This is a genomic window from Streptomyces sp. CLV115, from assembly GCF_038448545.1.
Lineage (GTDB): Bacteria > Actinomycetota > Actinomycetes > Streptomycetales > Streptomycetaceae > Streptomyces > Streptomyces sanglieri.
Genome location: NZ_JBCEWQ010000014.1, coordinates 25261 through 41334, shown reverse-complemented (window position 1 = coordinate 41334; position 16074 = coordinate 25261). Strand labels below are relative to the sequence as shown.

Genomic DNA, 16074 nt, shown 5'->3' with positions numbered 1-16074 from the left:
GCGAGCGATGTCCGACGACGACCCGTACCTGATCATCTCCTCCGACTGCCACGCCGGGCTGCCCACCGAGGAGTACCGGCCCTATCTCGATCCCCGCTTCCACCGGGAGTTCGACGACTTCCTCGCCGGCCGCGACCGCCGCCGTGAGGAGATGACCCGCCTCGGCGTACGCAACGAGGCCTTCGCCGACAAGTGGTTCCACGACAACGAGGAGGGTCTGAAGGGCGGTTGGGACGCCGCCCGGCGCCTGAAGGAACTGGACGGCGACGGGGTGGCCGCCGAGGTGGTCTTCCCCGACGCGGACGCCGTCGACAGCCGGACCGCCGCCCCGTTCGGCGTCGGCCTCGGTCTCTCCGGCGACCAGGACCCGGAGCTGGGCATGGCGGGCGCGCAGGCGCACAACCGCTGGCTCGCCGACTTCGTCGCGCAGAACCCCGAACGCCACTGCGGGGTCGCCCTGCTGCCCGTCACCGGCGAGGTCGACCGGGTCGTCGCGGAGATCCACCGGGCGAAGGAATCCGGCCTCGGCGCGCTGATGATCCCCTCCATGTGGGTGGACAAGGCGCCCTACCACGACCGGCGGTACGACCCCGTCTGGGCGGCCGCCGCCGAGACGGGCATGCCCGTCGTCACCCACTCCGGCGCGGCCCCGCGCCACGAGTACGGCGACCACCTCGGGATCTACGTCTCCGAGGTCACCTGGTGGCCGTCCCGCCCGCTCTGGTTCCTGCTGTGGTCGGGCGCCTTCGAACGCCACCCCGGGCTGCGGTTCGGCGTCGCCGAGTCCGGCTGCTGGTGGCTGCCGAACCTCCTGTGGTTCATGGACCGGCTCTACCTCGGCGCCCACGGCGGCAAGAAGCTCTCCCCGTTCGCCGAACTGAAGCGGCCCCCGCACGAGTACCTGGACCGCCAGGTCTTCATCTGCGCCACGAACACCAAGCGCCGCGAACTCGCCCAGCGGTACGAGATCGGCGTCGACAACATCCTGTGGGGCAGCGACTTCCCGCATCCCGAAGGCACCTGGCCGAACACCGCCCAGTGGCTGCGCGACACCTTCCACGACATCCCCGTCGCCGAGACCCGCCGCATGCTGGGCCTCGCCGCCGCCGAGGTGTTCGGCTTCGACACGGCGAAGCTCGCCCCGATCGCCGAACGCATCGGCCCCACCCCCGCCGACCTGGGCCAGAGCCCCGACCAGACGGCGGTCGAGGCGTCCTGGGCACGCTCGCGCGAGACCGGCCGGCACTGGCTGACCGGCCACGACTTCCCGGTCCTGGGGGCCGGCTGATGCCCCGCGAGCGCTACACCGTCATCTCCGCCGACTGCCACGCCGGCGCCGACCTCCTGGACTACCGGCCCTACCTGGAGTCCAAGCACCACGACGACTTCGACGCGTGGGCGGCCACGTACGTCAATCCGTACGAGGACCTCCTCGCCGACACCGCCGACCGCAACTGGAACTCCGCCCGCCGCCTCGCCGAACTGGAGGCCGACGGCATCGTCGCGGAGGTCGTCTTCCCCAACACCATCCCGCCCTTCTTCCCCTCCGCCTCCCTGATGGCCCCCGCACCCTCCCGGCAGGAGTACGAACAGCGCTGGGCCGGACTGCGCGCCCACAACCGCTGGCTCGCCGACTTCTGCGCGCAGGCGCCGGGCCGGCGGGCGGGCGTCGCGCAGATCCTCCTCAACGATCCGGCCGAGGCGGTCCGCGAGATCCGCCGCACCAAGGAGGCGGGACTCACCGGCGGCATCCTGCTGCCCGGCGCCCCGCCCGGCTCGGGCGTCCCGGAGCTGTACTCGCGGACGTACGACCCGCTGTGGGCGGTCTGCGAGGAGCTGGACGTACCGGTGAACCACCACGGCGGCTCGGCCTCCCCGCCGCTCGGCGACGAACCGGCGGCCCGCGCCGTCTTCATGGTGGAGACGACCTGGTTCTCCCACCGGGCGCTGTGGCACCTGATCTTCGGCGGGGCCTTCCGCCGCCACCCCGGACTGAAACTGGTCCTCACCGAACAGGGCTCCGGCTGGATCCCGGGCGTCGTCGAGATGCTCGACTACTACCACGGCCGCCTCGTCGCGGCGGCGACCCGGGCGACCACTGCCGAATCCAGGTTCGGCGCGGGCCTGGCCGCCTCGATGGGCGCGAGCCCCGGCGAGGTCTGGCGCGACAACTGCTACGTCGGTGCCAGCTTCATGCGCCCCCACGAGGCGCCGCTGCGCGACCGGATCGGCCTCGAAAAGATCATGTGGGGCAGCGACTACCCGCACGACGAGGGCACCGCCCCGTACACGAGGGAGGCCCTGCGGATCGCGTACGCGGGCGTGGCGCCCGAGGAGGTCGCGGCGATGACCGGCGGCAACGCGGCCCGCGTCTACGGCTTCGACCTGGCGGCGCTCGACCGCGTCGCGGCCGAGGTCGGCCCGACGGTCGAGGAGATCGCCGAGCCGCTGAAGGAGGTCCCGGCCGGCGCGACCAGCCCCGCCTTCGCTCCGGGCGGGTCGGTGCGCGTCTGGTGACCGGGCAGGGTGAGACCATCCCCGGGTGACGGATATCCGGGCGCACGACGAACCGCACGGCAACGGGCTCGGCACGCGGCTGAACTGGCTGCGTGCCGCGGTCCTCGGCGCCAACGACGGGGTGGTCTCCACCGCCGGACTGGTCGTCGGCGTGGCCGGCGCCACGGCCGACCGGGGCACCCTGCTCACCGCCGGTCTGGCGGGACTGCTGGCCGGCTCCATGTCGATGGCGGCGGGCGAGTACGTCTCCGTCTCCACCCAGCGCGATTCGGAGATGGCCGCGCTGGCCACGGAGAAGCAGGAGCTGAAGGAGGCACCCGAGGCGGAACTGGTCGAGCTGACCGGCCTGTTGGAGGGCAAGGGCCTGAGCCGTGAGGTCGCCCGCGAGGCCGCCGTCCAGCTCACCGAACGCGATGCGCTGCGCGCCCACGCGGTGGTGGAGCTGGGCATCGACCCGGACGAGCTGACGAACCCGTGGCACGCGGCGGGCGCGAGCTTCCTGGCGTTCACGGTCGGCGCGCTGCTGCCGCTGCTGGCGATCGTGCTGCCCCCGGCGTCGCTGCGGCTCCTGGTCACGGTGCTGTCGGTACTGGCCGCGCTGGCTCTCACCGGCTGGTGGAGCGCCCGGCTGGGCGAGGCGGCGGCGGGGCCGGCGGTGCTGCGGAACATGTGCGGGGGAGCGCTGGCGATGGCGGTGACCTATGGGGCGGGGCATCTGCTGGGGGCGGCGGGGGTCTGAGGGCGCTCCGTTCGGATCACGCCGGGCTCGGGTGCCCCGCAGGGGCAACGCATTTGGCAGAAGTCACCAAAGACTGCTGACACCGTGTCTCGCATACTTGTTGGTAACAACGTCTAGTCCCGGGCCGACCTGCGGCTCTACGGTGCTCGCATGCCGCCGAACCTGCCCGATGTAGTGCTCTGGTCCATACCGGCCTTCGTCCTGCTCACTGTTCTGGAAATGGCCCTCCACCACTTCCACCCCGACGAGGACGCCGCCGGATACGAGACGAAGGACGCCGTCACCAGCATCACCATGGGGCTGGGCAGCCTGGTCTTCGACCTGCTGTGGAAAGTGCCCATCGTCGCGATCTACACCGCGGTCTACGAACTGACCCCGCTCCGCGTCCCCGTGCTGTGGTGGACCGTCCTGCTGATGCTGCTCGCACAGGACTTCTTCTACTACTGGTCCCACCGCGGCCACCACGTCATCCGGATCCTCTGGGCCTGCCACGTGGTCCACCACTCCAGCCGGAAGTTCAACCTCTCCACCGCGCTGCGCCAGCCCTGGACCTCGCTGACCGTCTGGCCGTTCTACCTGCCGATGATCGCGTGCGGGGTCCATCCGGCGGCGCTCGCCTTCTGCTCGTCGGCCAACCTCGTCTACCAGTTCTGGGTGCACACGGAACGCATCGACAAGCTGCCCAGGCCCTTCGAGTACGTACTGAACACGCCCTCCCACCACCGGGTGCACCACGCGTCGCAGGGCGGCTACCTGGACCGGAACTTCGGCGGCATCCTGATCGTGTGGGACCGGCTCTTCGGGTCGTTCACCGCCGAGACCGAGCGGCCGGTGTTCGGGCTCACCAAGAACATCGACACCTTCAATCCGCTCCGCGTCGCCACCCACGAGTACGCCGCCATCGCCCGTGACGTGCGGAAGGCGGGCAGCTGGGGCGAGCGGGCCGGGCGGATCTTCCGCGGGCCCGGCTGGCAGCCGGGCGGAACGGCCGCCCGGACGGCCGCCGGTGCGCAGGAGCGCACCGGATGAGCGCGGACGCCGTACCGGACCGGCGGGAGCGTCTCGTACGACCGCTGTTCATCGCCTTCCTGGTGGCCTCGGCCGTCGACCTCGCCGGGCTGCTCGCCGGCGTCCCGGCCGCCCATCTGGTCGCCAAGCCGCTGCTGATGCCGCTGCTGGCGGGGTACGCCGCCGCCCGGCGCGGACCCCGGCTGCTCGTCGCGGCGCTGCTGTTCGGCTGGGGCGGTGACACGTTCCTGCTGGCCGACGCCGATGCCGCCTTCCTCGTCGGGATGGGCTCCTTCGCCGTCGGGCACGTCTGCTACCTGTGGCTCTTCGGACGGGCCCGCGGCTCGCTGCCCGCCGGGGTCGCGTACGCCGTCGTCCTGACCGTCTTCGTCGCGCTGCTCTGGCCCGGGCTGCCCGCCGACATGCGGATCCCGATGACCGGCTACAGCCTGCTGCTCACGGCGATGGCGTTCCGGGCCGGCACGCTCGGCCGGTACGCGGCCGCCGGCGGGGCGCTCTTCCTGCTCTCCGACGCGCTGATCGCCACCGGCATCGCGGACTGGCCGCAGCTGCCCGCGCCCGACTTCTGGGTCATGCTCACCTACATCGCGGCGCAGTTCCTGCTGACCGCCGGAGCGCTCGCACCAGGGCCGGAATGGGGTGGTGTCGCTCCCGGGGCGTACCGTGAACGGAGTACCAGCAGCTGAGAACGGCAAGGACCCCCACGCATGCGCGCCACCGTCATCCACGCCCCCCACGACATACGCGTGCAGGAGGTGCCCGACCCCGCGATCCAGCAGCCCACCGATGTGGTGCTGCGGGTCCTGCGGGCCTGCATCTGCGGCAGCGACCTGTGGGCGTACCGGGGGGAATCGGCCCGGCAGCCGGGCCAGCGCATCGGGCACGAGTTCCTCGGGATCGTCGAGGAGGCGGGTTCCGACGTGGCCGGCTTCGCCGTCGGTGATCTCGTGGTCGCCCCGTTCGTCTGGTCCGACGGCACCTGCGCCTACTGCGCCGAGGGGCTGACGACCTCCTGCCCGCAGGGCGGATTCTGGGGCTCGGCCGGATCCGACGGCGGTCAGGGCGAGGCCGTGCGCGTCCCGTTCGCCGACGGCACGCTGATCAAGCTCCCCGCCGCCGCGGCCGCCGACGACCACCTGCTCACCGCGCTCCTCGCCCTGTCCGACGTGCTCGGCACCGGACACCACGCCGCCGTCGGCGCGGGCGTGAAGCCCGGCTCCACGGTCGCGGTCGTCGGCGACGGAGCGGTCGGACTCTGCGGCGTCATGGCCGCCAAGCGGCTCGGCGCCGAGCGGATCATCGCGCTCGGCCGCCACCGGGCGCGCACGGACATCGCCCGCTCCTTCGGCGCCACGGACGTCGTCGCCGACCGCGGCGAGGCGGCGGTCGAAGCCGTACGGGAACTGCTCGGCGGCGAGGGCGCGCACGCCGTGATCGAGGCCGTAGGCACCGAACAGTCGATGCGCACCGCCGTCGGGATCACCCGCGACGGCGGCTCCATCGGCTACGTCGGTGTGCCGCACGGCAGCGGCACCGGCCTGGACCTCGGCGTCATGTTCGACCGGAACATCGCCCTGCGCGGCGGCGTGGCCCCGGTGCGCACGTACATCCCGGAGCTGCTCCCCGACGTCCTGGCCGGCACGATCGACCCGTCGCCCGTCTTCGACTTGACCGTCGGCCTCGACGACGTCCCGGTCGGCTACAAGGCGATGGACGAGCGCACGGCGCTGAAGGTGCTCATCAAGCCGTGAGCCAGACGGCCGCGTCCGCCCCCAGCGGGCCGGGCGGGCGCGACCAGCCGGCGGGGGAGCCCTCGAAGGCGACCGGTGGCACCGCGTGCCGCAGCCGTCCCAGCGGGCCGTCCGTCTCGGTGAGCCACTTCTCCGGGTCGTACGAGGGAGCCGCGGCCGCACTCGCCGCTGTGCCCGCGCCCGCATTCGCGCCCGCATTCGCGCCCGCATCCGCGTCCGCATGCGGCTTCCCGCAGCGCGGCAGTTCGTCGAGCAGCCAGGCGGCGGTCCGGGCGAGCGATAGCGTGACCAGCCGGGAGCCGCCCTCGTCGTGCTGCTCGGTCAGCGCCCGCAGCACGGCGGCGGCCAGCAGATGGCCGGTGCCGTGGTCGAGCGCCTGGGCGGGCAGCGCTCCGGGCCGGGCCCCGGGGCCGGCGGCCTCGACGGAGGCGATGCCGGTGGCCACCTGGACCAGGCTGTCGAAACCGCGCTGCCGCGCCCACGGACCGTGCCCCCAGGCCGAGAGCCGCCCGATCACCAGCCCCGGTCTGCGCGCGGCCAGGGCCTGCGGCGTGAGCCCGAACCGTTCGACGGAACCGGGCCGGTAGCCGACGACGACCACGTCCGCGTCGGCCAGCAGCCCGTCGAACGCGGCCGCACTGGAGCGGCTGCCGAGATCCAGGTCCACCGACCGCTTCCCGAAACCGGTGTCGCAGTGTGCGTCCGGGCTCTCCGGGAGCTGCGGGGCATCGATCCGCAGGACGTCCGCGCCGAGCAGCGCGAGCGTACGGGTGGCCACCGGCCCGGCGATGACCCGGGTGAGGTCCAGCACGCGCAACCCGGCGGCGGGCAGCAGCGGTTCACCGGCGAGCGCCGCCGTCCGGCGCGCCGTCGCATGGTCGATACGGTCCCTGCCCACCAGCGGAGTGCCCGCGAGGGCCGCGCCACGGGGGTCGGCCGCCCACTCGCCGGGCGTACGGGCGGCCACGGCCAGGCCGCCCGCCGCGTACACCGTCCGCTCGATCTCGTCGCTCGCGCGCCCGGCGAACGAGGCGGCGGCGGTGTCCACGGCGATGTCGTCCGGGGTGTCCGCGGGCAGCCCGAGCGTGGCGAGCAACCGGGCCCGGTGGTGCGGGTAGTTGGCGTGCGTGCGCACCCAGCCGTCGGCCGTGCGCCAGAACCGGGACAGCGGGGCGAACGTGGTTGCCGCGCGCCCGTCGATCCGCAGATGGCGCTCACTGGTGAACGCCGTGGCCACCGCGCCGTCGTCGATCCGGACCCGTGGCACGGGGCGCGCGGTGCGGCGCGCGGCCAGTTCGGCGGCGGCCAGCGAACAGACCGCGACGGCGGAACGGGCCAGCTCCATGACGGGCAGCCGGGCGGGAAGCAGCTCGCCGGAGCCGCGCGACCCGAGGTGCGCAGGAGACCCGGGGGGTGTCGAGGACCCGAGGTGCGCAGAGGACCCGAGGCGCGCGAGGAGCGCGGGGTCGCCGCCGAGCGCCGCCCAGGCCTGCTCGGTACCGGACAGGGGGGCCTGATTCATTCCCGCACTATGGCACTGAGTGCCATCGAGGGGAAAGGGGCCCGGGAGGGCCGGCCGGAGACTCTGGACCGGCCCTCCCGTCGTTCCGCGTCCCGACTACCGGCGGACCGCGTTCAGCGCGTTCACCACACCGGCGCCGTAGAAGCCGTTGCGGTTCTTGCCGCCCTCGCAGACGGCGTCGATCTTGCCGTCACCGTCGATGTCGTACGGGGCACCGCACGCGGTGGCGTCGGCCTGGGCGCTCAGCAGCGCCTTCACCGTGGCCGCCGAGGCGTGCGGGTGCGTCGACTTGATCAGGGCCGCGACACCCGCGACGTGCGGGGAGGCCATCGACGTACCGGCCTTGTAGCCGTACTTGCCGTCCGGCAGCGTGGACAGGATCAGGCCGCTCGTGGCCGGCGGGGCGGGCGTCTGGTAGACCGTGGAGTCGCCGCCCGGGGCCGCGACGTCGATGACGCCGTTGCCGTAGTTCGAGTAGGAGGCCTTCAGACCCTTGGCGCCGGTCGCGGAGACCGTCACGACGCCCGGCAGCTGCACCGGGATGTCGAGGCACTCACGCGGGTTGATCGTCCGGGTGACGGCCGAGGTGTCGTTCGGGCTGGTGGTGTCCTCGATCGCGTCGGAGGCCAGGTCGAAGCCGCTGTTGCCGGCCGAGGCGATGTTGACCGTGCCCCTGCTCTCCGCATACCGCGTGGCGCGCGCGACGGACTCGACCAGGGCGCCCTGGTCCGGGTCGTTCTTGCAGTTGAACATCCACGGGTCGGTGTAATAGCTGTTGTTGGTGACATCGACACCGTGCTCGGCGGCCCAGACGAAGCCGCAGACGATCGACTCGGTGTAGAAGAAGCCGTCCGGGTTCGCCACCTTGATGCCGGCGACCTTGACGCCCGGGGCGACACCCGTCACCCCGACGCCGTTCTTCGCGGCGGCGATGGTGCCCGCGACGTGCGTGCCGTGGTTGCTCTCGGTCGGCGCCGAACGCCAGGCCCCGTCCGTGGTGTCCGGCGCCCCGGAGACGCAGCTCGCCGACGCGCCGCGGTCGAAGTTCGGCGCCAGGTCCGGGTGGGTGTCGTCGACGCCCGTGTCGATGACCGCGACCGTGACCTTGCTGCTGCCGAGCGTCCGCTTGTGCGCCTGGTCCGCCTTGATGGCGGGCAGATCCCACTGCAGGGGCTCCATCGGATCCTGGTCGCCCGTGGCCTCGGCCGACGCGGCCTTTGCCTGCGCGGCGGTGAGCGGCTGCTCGACCCCGGTGTCCGTGGTGGCCTGAGGAACGATCGGGTTGGTGCGGGTGGCCCCGGCCGAATCGACGCCCTTGGCCCGGCGGATCGTCTGCGCGAAGTCCGGGTTCTGCGAGTGGACGACGATGACGCCTATCTGCTCGTAGGCGACCACCACCGTGCCGCCGGCCGCGGCTATCGCCTTCTTCACCTGCTTGACGGTCCCGTGGCTGCTCCGCGTGTTGACCACGTACGAGAGCTTCGGGCCGTCCGTCGACACCGCAGCCGCGGGCTGCGCGTCCAGGGGTGCGGCAGAGGCGGCCGCGGTCGGCAGGAAACCGAGCGAAGCGGTGAGTGCCAATCCGACGGGCAACGACAGTGCGCGCGTCCGTCTGGATCCCAGATGAGCCATGGGGTCTCCACATCATCCGTACCGGTCGACCGGACACGGGGCGCATCCAGTCGCGTACATGACCAGGAAGTTATCGCTGATCATCCCCGCTGTTCAATGAGTTCGCGGGACCGGTTCCGGCGGACGGACGTGAAACGGCGCCCGGGAGAAGTACGGATCCGCCATGAACCGCTTCGCCGTGCCCTCCGTGCCGTTGTCGGGGGAGGTGCACCGACGCCCCCGACACCCCGCGTTCCCAGTGAGATCCACCGTCACCGACACCACCGCACCCGCGTCGCGAGGAGATTCCGTGGCTACCGATGCACCCCCGCCCGAGGCCAGTACGGACACCCGCCCTGACCGGCCCACCACCGAGGACTTCGTCGAGATGCAGGAGAGCGGGGAGTTCGGTGAACTGCGCCGTTCGTACCGCTCGTTCGCCTTTCCGCTGACCATCGCGTTCGTCCTCTGGTACCTGCTCTACGTGCTGCTGTCCAACTACGCGGGCGGCTTCATGGGTACCAAGGTGTACAGCAACATCAACGTGGCCTTCGTGTTCGGCCTCGCCCAGTTCGTCACCACCTTCCTCATCGCCTGGTTCTACTCCCGGCACGCCGCCGCGAAGCTCGACCCGAAGGCCGAGGCCATCAAGTCCCGCATGGAGGCCGACGCATGAGCGCCGCGTACCACTCGCACACCGCCGTCCAGCTGGCCGCCGGCTCCTCGACCACCGAGCACCGGCCGCTGATCATCACGCTCTTCGCCGTGTTCGTCGCCGCGACCCTGGGCATCACCGTCTGGGCCGGCCGGCAGACCAGGAGCGCGTCCGACTTCTACGCGGGCGGCCGCCAGTTCACCGCCTTCCAGAACGGACTCGCGGTCTCCGGCGACTACATGTCCGCCGCGTCCTTCCTCGGCATCGCCGGGGCCATCGCCCTCTTCGGCTACGACGGCTTCCTCTACTCCATCGGCTTCCTCGTCGCCTGGCTCGTCGCCCTGCTGCTGGTCGCCGAACCCCTGCGCAACTCGGGCCGCTACACCATGGGTGACGTCCTCGCCTACCGGATGCGCCAGCGCCCGGTCCGTACCGCCTCCGGCGTCTCCACCATCGTCGTCTCGATCTTCTACCTGCTGGCCCAGATGGCGGGCGCGGGCGTCCTGGTCTCCCTGCTGCTCGGCATCACCAGCGACGCGGGCAAGATCCTCATCGTCGCCCTCGTCGGCGTACTGATGATCGTGTACGTCACCATCGGCGGCATGAAGGGCACCACCTGGGTGCAGATGGTCAAGGCCGTGCTGCTCATCGCCGGTGCCCTGCTGATGACCTTCCTGGTGCTGCTGAAGTTCGACTTCAACATCTCCGACCTGCTGGGCACGGCCGCCGAGAAGAGCGGCCACGGAGCGGCGTTCCTGGAGCCCGGCCTCAAGTACGGTGCCACCGGCACCTCGAAGCTGGACTTCCTCTCGCTCGGCATCGCCCTGGTCCTCGGCACCGCCGGCCTGCCGCACATCCTGATCCGCTTCTACACGGTCCCGACCGCCAAGGCCGCCCGCAAGTCGGTCAACTGGGCCATCGGCATCATCGGCGCCTTCTACCTGATGACGATCGCCCTCGGCTTCGGCGCCGCGGCCCTCATCGGCCCCGACGAGATCAAGGCGAAGAACCCGGCCGGCAACGCGGCCGCCCCGCAGCTCGCCGAATACCTCGGCGGGGTGGGCACCACCGGCGGCGCCGTGCTCCTCGCCGTGATCTCGGCCGTCGCCTTCGCCACCATCCTCGCCGTCGTCGCGGGACTCACCCTCGCCTCCTCGTCCTCCTTCGCACACGACATCTACGCCAACGTCATCCGCAGGGGAAAGGCCACCGAGAAGGAGGAGATGCGGGCGGCCCGCTGGGCCACCGTCCTCATCGGCGCGGTCGCGATCGTGCTGGGCGCCTTCGCCCGCGACATGAACGTCGCCGGACTGGTGGCACTGGCGTTCGCCGTCGCCGCCTCCGCCAACCTGCCGACCATCCTCTACAGCCTCTTCTGGAAGCGGTTCACCACCCAGGGCGCCCTCTGGTCGATCTACGGCGGTCTGGCGAGCTCGGTGATCCTGGTGCTGTTCTCGCCGGTCGTCTCCGGCAACCCGAAGACGTCGATGTTCAAGGGCGTCGACTTCGCCTGGTTCCCGCTGGAGAACCCCGGCCTGATCTCGATCCCGCTGGGCTTCCTGCTCGGCTGGATCGGCTCCCTCCTCTCGAAGGAGGAGCCGGACAAGGGCAAGTACGCCGAGCTGGAGGTCAAGTCCCTCACCGGCGTCGGAGCGCACTGAGCGAGCGGCGCCCGGGCGCCCTCCCGCTCCGGGGCCGTGTCGTAGGACCCTACGACACGGCCGCGCCCCACCTCGTGCCAAACGGGCCCCGCCGATGTCACCGCTCTCGCGTAGTCTCGAAGGAGTCAGCCGGAAGGGCCGGACACAGAGCGCAATCGGCACCGGGAAGCAATCGGGGGAGGGGGCCCACATGCTCATCGACACCTACGACCGGGTAGCCACCGACCTGCGCGTCTCGCTGACCGACCGGTGCAATCTGCGGTGCACGTACTGCATGCCGGAAGAGGGCCTGCAATGGCTGGCCAAGCCCGACCTGCTCACCGACGACGAGATCGTCCGGCTGATCGGCATCGCCGTCACCCGGCTCGGCATCACGGAGGTCCGCTTCACCGGCGGCGAACCGCTGCTGCGCCCCGGGCTCGTCTCCATCGTCGAGAGGTGCGCCGCCCTCGCCGCGCGCCCCCGGATGTCGCTCACCACCAACGGCATCGGCCTGGGGCGCACCGCCGCCGCCCTCAAGGCCGCCGGGCTCGACCGGGTCAACGTCTCGCTGGACACCCTGCGCCCCGACGTCTTCAAGACCCTCACCCGCCGCGACCGCCATCACGACGTGCTGGCCGGCCTCGAAGCCGCCCGCGAAGCCGGACTCGCCCCCGTCAAGGTCAACACCGTCCTGATGCCGGGGCTCAACGACGACGAGGCCCCCGAGCTGCTCGCCTGGGCCGTCGAGCACGGGTACGAGCTCCGCTTCATCGAGCAGATGCCGCTCGACGCCCAGCACGGCTGGAAGCGCGACGGCATGATCACGGCAGGCGACATACTCCGCTCGCTGCGCACCCGCTTCACCCTCACCGAGGAGGGCGCCGGGGAGCGCGGTTCCGCCCCCGCCGAGCGCTGGCTCGTCGACGGCGGCCCCCACCGGGTCGGCGTCATCGCCTCCGTCACCCGGCCCTTCTGCCGGGCCTGCGACCGCACCAGGCTCACCGCCGACGGCCAGGTGCGCACCTGCCTCTTCGCCCGCGAGGAGACCGACCTGCGCGGCGCCCTGCGTTCGGACGCGCCGGACGAGGAGATCGCCCGGATCTGGACGCTCGCGATGTGGGGGAAGAAGGCCGGATCCGGCCTGGACGATCCGTCCTTCCTGCAACCGGACCGGCCGATGTCGGCGATCGGCGGCTAAGGGCTGTCCCGCCAGGAATTGCGGGACAGCCCTCAGGCAGCGTCCGTGAAGCTCCGTCGTACGCCCAAAGAGCGTCGCGATCCAGGCGGGACTCCACGGACACGGCTCAGGTCTGCGATATATTTCTCCGTGCCGAATCACCGGGTGTCGGCTTTCACCCGGTGCCGAGCGGCACGAAGGGCCCGGCCCGGGATGCACCCCGAGCCAGACCCTCCGGCGCAGTTCACAAGCCCGGTCGCCCAACTGTCGACCGGGCTTCTGCGTATGCAGCTCCGGTCGCGACCGTCTCGTGTGTGGGGACCGCTACTGCATGAACTGCCCCACAGCGGCAATGATCGCCACGAACAGCCCTGCCATCGCCAGACAGACCTGCCACCTCTCGGCATCGGTCCACCTTCGCCGGCGAGGCTTCACATCGCATTGATCACTCACAGCTCCTCCTCGTTCGTCCAGCAGCCCCGCTGACGGCCCGTCCGTCAGCGAGCCTGCCCCGAGGAACGACGCGGAGCGCGTACGAAGTCTGTCACGAGCAACGGGGAGGGTTGCACCGCAACCTCACGATTGATCTGAGCTTTTCTTGAGCTTGGGGCCCTAGGGCGCGTCCGGTCCCGGTCCGCGGGACTCCCACTCCGTCAGGGTCACGACTTCCTTGAGGAAACTCCTGACGTCCAGGAACGAGGAGAGGTGCTCCCGGTGTTCCTCACAGGCCAGCCAGGTCTTGCGGCGCTCCGGGGTGTGCAGCTTCGGGTTGTTCCAGGCGAGCACCCACACGGCGTCGGCCCGGCAGCCCTTGGCGGAACAGATCGGTGCGGCGGCGGCGTTCCCGGCCGCGGTTTCAGGGGAGTTCACGGACTCAACCCTAGGTCAGCGCGGATACGGGCCCTCGGCCCGGCCGGGCTCACCGGACGGCCCGGGCACTCCCGGGCGGAGAAAAAACGACGCCGAGCAGCCACGGGGGGAGCTGCCCGGCGTCGGTCCGTCGCTCCGACGGGGGATGCGGAGCGCCTACGAAGTATGTCACGCAGACCGGGGTCCAGTGCACCGTAACTTCATGATTGATCTGAGGTTTTCTTGAGCCTACGGTGTAGTGCGCACCCGACCGGGTTCAGGCCGATTCCCCGCCGCGCCGCACCCCGTCGCCCTCCGGACCCGGGTCCGCGGCACCGGCCACCGGCGCCGCGTCGAGCACCGGCCGCATCGGCGCCGGTACGAAGGTGGAGGGCAGCGAAGGGGTGTTCTCCCGGCCCGCGTTGGCGATGACCACCGCCACGTACGGAAGCAGCACCCCGAGCGCGAGCGCCACGATCGCGACGTACCGCTCCACGTTCCACAGCACCGCGGCCAGGATCACCGCGACCGTCCGCACGGACATCGAGATCACATAGCGCCGCTGTCTGCCGCGTACATCGTCCGCGAGCCCCTGCCGGGCCCCCGTGATCCGGAAGACCTCACCGTCGCTCTGCTTCCGCATCACGTCTCCATCACCCTTCCCCCGGTGCCTCGCGGGCCGGGGGACACATCGTTCCCGCACCGGACGCTCCCCGGACCGGACCGCGAACCACGGTACGCCCGGCGGCCCGGGGCTTCGAGACCGGGGCGCACTGTGTTCGTACATATCGGTATCCGCGCCCCACGTACGGCCCCTCCGGCATGCGGGGCACGGCTCCCGGGCCGAGACTGGGCGCACATGCGCGACATCGCGTCGCACGAGGAGGCGACATGGGCTGGTTGTGGGCAATCATCGTGGGCCTGGTGCTCGGTCTGATCGCGAAGGCGATCCTGCCCGGCAAACAGAACATCCCACTCTGGCTGACGATCATTTTCGGCATCATCGGCAGCGTCCTCGGCAACGCCGTCGCCACCTGGATCGGAGTCAACGACACCAAGGGCATCGACTGGATCCGCCATCTGCTCCAGCTGATCGGCGCGGTGGTGGTCGTCGGCGTCGGCGACATGCTGTGGGCCTCGATCCGCGGCACCAGACAGAAGACGTGAAGCACCGGGAGACCTGAAACACCGGGCACACGGAGAACTGCGGCCGGACACGCGTCACGCGTGTCCGGCCGCAGTGTCGACGCGGTCCGGGATCAGCCGGTGACCTCGACGGCCGCGAGGTTCTTCTTGCCCCGGCGCAGCACCAGCCAGCGCCCGTGCAGCAGTTCCTCGCGGGCCGGTGCGCTCTCACCGTCCGTGACCTTGACGTTGTTCACGTACGCACCGCCCTCCTTCACCGTGCGGCGGGCGCCCGACTTGCTCGGCGCCAGGCCGACCTCCACCAGGAGGTCCACCAGCGGGCCCAGCTCGGTGACCCGCGCGTGCGGCACCTCGGACAGAGCGGCGCTCAGCGTCGCCTCGTCCAGCTCGCCGAGCTCACCCTGACCGAAGAGCGCCTTCGACGCGGCGATGACCGCGGCGCACTGATCCGCACCGTGCACCAGCGTCGTCAGCTCCTCGGCCAGCGCGCGCTGCGCCGTCCGGGCCTGCGGACGCTCCTCGGTGACCTTCTCCAGCTCCTCCAGCTCCGCGGGGCTGAGGAAGCTGAGGACGCGCATGTACCGCGAGATGTCCCGGTCGTCCACGTTCAGCCAGAACTGGTAGAACGCGTACGGCGTCGTCATCGTCGGGTCCAGCCAGACGGCCCCGCTCTCGGACTTGCCGAACTTGGTCCCGTCCGCCTTCGTCATCAGCGGCGTCGCCAGCGCGTGCACCTCGGCGCCCGGCTCCAGACGGTGGATCAGGTCGAGACCCGCGGTGAGGTTGCCCCACTGGTCGCTGCCGCCCTGCTGGAGGGTGCAGCCGTAGCGCCGGTACAGCTCCAGGAAGTCCATGCTCTGGAGCAGCTGGTAGCTGAACTCCGTGTAGCTGATGCCCTCGTCGGACTCCAGCCGCCGGGCGATGGACTCCTTGGTCAGCATCTTGTTGACCCGGAAGTGCTTGCCGATGTCCCGGAGGAACTCGATCGCGGACATGCCCGAGGTCCAGTCCAGGTTGTTCACCATGACCGCCGCGTTCTCGCCCTCGAAGGACAGGAACGGCTCGATCTGGGACCGCAGCCGCGTCACCCAGCCGGCGATCGTCTCCGGATCGTTCAGCGTGCGCTCCGCGGTCGGCCGCGGATCCCCGATCTGACCGGTGGCCCCGCCCACCAGGGCGAGCGGCCGCAGACCGGCCTGCTGGAGCCGGCGCATGGTGAGCACCTGCACCAGATGGCCGACGTGCAGACTGGCCGCGGTGGGGTCGTAGCCGCAATAGAAGGTGACGGGACCGTCCGCGAGAGCCTTGCGCAGTGCGTCCTCGTCAGTGGACTGGGCGAACAGCCCGCGCCACTTCAGCTCGTCGACGATGTCCGTCACGGTTCCGGTGCTCCTCATGATGAATGGGGGAAAGAAGTTTTCCCGCCCAGTCTAGG

The 16074-nt window shown here is 71.2% G+C and carries 15 protein-coding genes; 10 read left to right on the top strand and 5 right to left on the bottom strand.

The features are described 5' to 3' along the window. Window positions 1–7: 7 nt before the first annotated feature. The 6 genes from AADR41_RS07955 to AADR41_RS07930 all read left to right on the top strand — a co-directional run bounded on the left by AADR41_RS07955 (window position 8) and on the right by AADR41_RS07930 (window position 6036). Window positions 8–1288, top strand: coding sequence for an amidohydrolase family protein (locus tag AADR41_RS07955; protein ID WP_342280651.1), 1281 nt, complete (start codon window positions 8–10; stop codon window positions 1286–1288). After that, window positions 1288–2517, top strand: a complete 1230-nt coding sequence (locus tag AADR41_RS07950) for an amidohydrolase family protein (protein ID WP_342280650.1) — start codon at window positions 1288–1290, stop codon at window positions 2515–2517. The genes AADR41_RS07955 and AADR41_RS07950 overlap by 1 nt, the downstream gene beginning before the upstream one ends. A 25-nt stretch (window positions 2518–2542) precedes the next feature. Then, complete coding sequence (locus AADR41_RS07945; protein ID WP_342280649.1) at window positions 2543–3256, top strand: VIT1/CCC1 transporter family protein; 714 nt, start codon at window positions 2543–2545, stop codon at window positions 3254–3256. 150 nt (window positions 3257–3406) lie between these two features. Further along, entirely contained in the window at window positions 3407–4285 is an 879-nt protein-coding gene (locus AADR41_RS07940; protein WP_342280648.1) for a sterol desaturase family protein, read from the top strand. After that, window positions 4282–4971, top strand: coding sequence for a lysoplasmalogenase (locus tag AADR41_RS07935; protein WP_342280647.1), 690 nt, complete (start codon window positions 4282–4284; stop codon window positions 4969–4971). Before AADR41_RS07940 ends, AADR41_RS07935 begins: the two co-directional genes overlap by 4 nt. A 21-nt stretch (window positions 4972–4992) precedes the next feature. After that, window positions 4993–6036 carry a zinc-dependent alcohol dehydrogenase family protein gene (locus AADR41_RS07930; RefSeq protein WP_342280646.1) on the top strand — a complete coding sequence of 348 codons (1044 nt, stop codon included), beginning with the start codon at window positions 4993–4995 and terminating at the stop codon, window positions 6034–6036. Here AADR41_RS07930 and AADR41_RS07925 read toward each other — a convergent pair. Together AADR41_RS07925 and AADR41_RS07920 are read right to left on the bottom strand one after the other, a co-directional pair. Next, the gene (locus tag AADR41_RS07925) at window positions 6026–7558 is read right to left on the bottom strand and encodes a CoA transferase (protein WP_342280645.1); all 1533 of its coding nucleotides are present in this window, start codon (window positions 7556–7558) and stop codon (window positions 6026–6028) included. The genes AADR41_RS07930 and AADR41_RS07925 overlap by 11 nt on opposite strands. A gap of 96 nt (window positions 7559–7654) precedes the next feature. Continuing rightward, entirely contained in the window at window positions 7655–9190 is a 1536-nt protein-coding gene (locus AADR41_RS07920) for a S8 family peptidase (protein ID WP_342280644.1), read from the bottom strand. A gap of 289 nt (window positions 9191–9479) precedes the next feature. Between AADR41_RS07920 and AADR41_RS07915 the strand changes: the two genes are divergently transcribed. The 3 genes from AADR41_RS07915 to moaA all read left to right on the top strand — a co-directional run bounded on the left by AADR41_RS07915 (window position 9480) and on the right by moaA (window position 12665). Next, complete coding sequence (locus tag AADR41_RS07915) at window positions 9480–9845, top strand: DUF485 domain-containing protein (RefSeq protein ID WP_342280643.1); 366 nt, start codon at window positions 9480–9482, stop codon at window positions 9843–9845. Beyond that, window positions 9842–11485: a solute symporter family protein gene (locus AADR41_RS07910; protein ID WP_342280642.1), complete on the top strand. Its 1644-nt coding sequence runs from the start codon at window positions 9842–9844 to the stop codon at window positions 11483–11485. Before AADR41_RS07915 ends, AADR41_RS07910 begins: the two co-directional genes overlap by 4 nt. Window positions 11486–11675: 190 nt before the next feature. Beyond that, the gene (gene moaA, locus AADR41_RS07905; protein WP_342280641.1) at window positions 11676–12665 is read left to right on the top strand and encodes a GTP 3',8-cyclase MoaA; all 990 of its coding nucleotides are present in this window, start codon (window positions 11676–11678) and stop codon (window positions 12663–12665) included. A gap of 591 nt (window positions 12666–13256) precedes the next feature. Here moaA and AADR41_RS07900 read toward each other — a convergent pair. Together AADR41_RS07900 and AADR41_RS07895 are read right to left on the bottom strand one after the other, a co-directional pair. Then, on the bottom strand, window positions 13257–13514 hold the full coding sequence (locus tag AADR41_RS07900) for a hypothetical protein (protein WP_342280640.1): 258 nt from the start codon (window positions 13512–13514) through the stop codon (window positions 13257–13259). A gap of 256 nt (window positions 13515–13770) precedes the next feature. After that, complete coding sequence (locus tag AADR41_RS07895; protein WP_342280639.1) at window positions 13771–14136, bottom strand: DUF3099 domain-containing protein; 366 nt, start codon at window positions 14134–14136, stop codon at window positions 13771–13773. Window positions 14137–14384: 248 nt separating this feature from the next. On the opposite strand from AADR41_RS07895, the gene AADR41_RS07890 reads away from it, so the two are divergent. After that, window positions 14385–14660 carry a GlsB/YeaQ/YmgE family stress response membrane protein gene (locus AADR41_RS07890; RefSeq protein ID WP_266916786.1) on the top strand — a complete coding sequence of 92 codons (276 nt, stop codon included), beginning with the start codon at window positions 14385–14387 and terminating at the stop codon, window positions 14658–14660. A 92-nt stretch (window positions 14661–14752) separates the two neighbouring features. On the opposite strand, the gene tyrS is transcribed toward AADR41_RS07890, so the two are convergent. Beyond that, the gene (tyrS, locus tag AADR41_RS07885) at window positions 14753–16018 is read right to left on the bottom strand and encodes a tyrosine--tRNA ligase (protein ID WP_342280638.1); all 1266 of its coding nucleotides are present in this window, start codon (window positions 16016–16018) and stop codon (window positions 14753–14755) included. Between the last annotated feature and the right edge of the window lie 56 nt (window positions 16019–16074).

What these genes read in the sequence shown, in the direction of transcription:
- AADR41_RS07955 (WP_342280651.1), top strand. Translation starts at nt 8, where the DNA reads ATGTCCGACGACGACCCGTACCTGATCATCTCCTCCGACTGCCACGCC.
- AADR41_RS07950 (WP_342280650.1), top strand. Translation starts at nt 1,288, where the DNA reads ATGCCCCGCGAGCGCTACACCGTCATCTCCGCCGACTGCCACGCCGGC.
- AADR41_RS07940 (WP_342280648.1), top strand. Translation starts at nt 3,407, where the DNA reads ATGCCGCCGAACCTGCCCGATGTAGTGCTCTGGTCCATACCGGCCTTC.
- AADR41_RS07935 (WP_342280647.1), top strand. Translation starts at nt 4,282, where the DNA reads ATGAGCGCGGACGCCGTACCGGACCGGCGGGAGCGTCTCGTACGACCG.
- AADR41_RS07930 (WP_342280646.1), top strand. Translation starts at nt 4,993, where the DNA reads ATGCGCGCCACCGTCATCCACGCCCCCCACGACATACGCGTGCAGGAG.
- AADR41_RS07925 (WP_342280645.1), bottom strand. Translation starts at nt 7,558, where the DNA reads ATGAATCAGGCCCCCCTGTCCGGTACCGAGCAGGCCTGGGCGGCGCTC.
- AADR41_RS07920 (WP_342280644.1), bottom strand. Translation starts at nt 9,190, where the DNA reads ATGGCTCATCTGGGATCCAGACGGACGCGCGCACTGTCGTTGCCCGTC.
- AADR41_RS07910 (WP_342280642.1), top strand. Translation starts at nt 9,842, where the DNA reads ATGAGCGCCGCGTACCACTCGCACACCGCCGTCCAGCTGGCCGCCGGC.
- moaA (WP_342280641.1), top strand. Translation starts at nt 11,676, where the DNA reads ATGCTCATCGACACCTACGACCGGGTAGCCACCGACCTGCGCGTCTCG.
- AADR41_RS07895 (WP_342280639.1), bottom strand. Translation starts at nt 14,136, where the DNA reads ATGCGGAAGCAGAGCGACGGTGAGGTCTTCCGGATCACGGGGGCCCGG.
- AADR41_RS07890 (WP_266916786.1), top strand. Translation starts at nt 14,385, where the DNA reads ATGGGCTGGTTGTGGGCAATCATCGTGGGCCTGGTGCTCGGTCTGATC.